Origin of the sequence: Haloarcula sp. Atlit-47R (assembly GCF_003665985.1) — an archaeon.
Classification (GTDB): Archaea; Halobacteriota; Halobacteria; order Halobacteriales; family Haloarculaceae; genus Haloarcula; species Haloarcula taiwanensis.
Window position 1 is genome coordinate 1 of record NZ_QPLQ01000075.1, and the last position, 452, is coordinate 452.

Annotated in this window: 1 pseudogene; it reads left to right on the forward strand. The window is 69.2% G+C overall.

The annotated features are described in order from the left end of the window. Nucleotides 1–356: pseudogene (gene trpC, locus DVK00_RS20945) on the forward strand (indole-3-glycerol phosphate synthase); the annotation flags it as partial. Between the last annotated feature and the right edge of the window lie 96 nt (nucleotides 357–452).

A 452-nucleotide genomic window follows, 5' to 3' on the forward strand; every position in this document is an offset into this window, starting at 1 on the left:
TCATCGCGCGGTTCGTCGGCGAGGACCTCCCGGCCCTCGTCGAGGCGGCCCGCGACCGCGGCTTCCAGCCGCTCGTGGAGGTCCATACGCGCGAGGAACTCACGGCGGCGCTCGCGGCCGGTGCCGACATCGTCGGCATCAACAACCGCGACCTCGGGAAGCTGGAAGTCGACCTCGGCACGTTCGAGGAACTCGCGCCCGAAGCGCCCGAGGACGTGCTTCTCGTGGCCGAAAGCGGCGTGCAGACGGTCGACGACGCGCGGCGGATGCGCGAGGCCGGTGCCGACGCCCTCCTCGTCGGGACCGCCATCATGGACGGCGACGTGCGACAGAGCACGGAGACACTCACACAATGAGCGCAGACGGCAAATTCGGCGACTACGGCGGACAGTACGTTCCCGAGGCACTCATGCCGGCCATCGAGGAACTGACCGACGCGTACGAGCGGTACG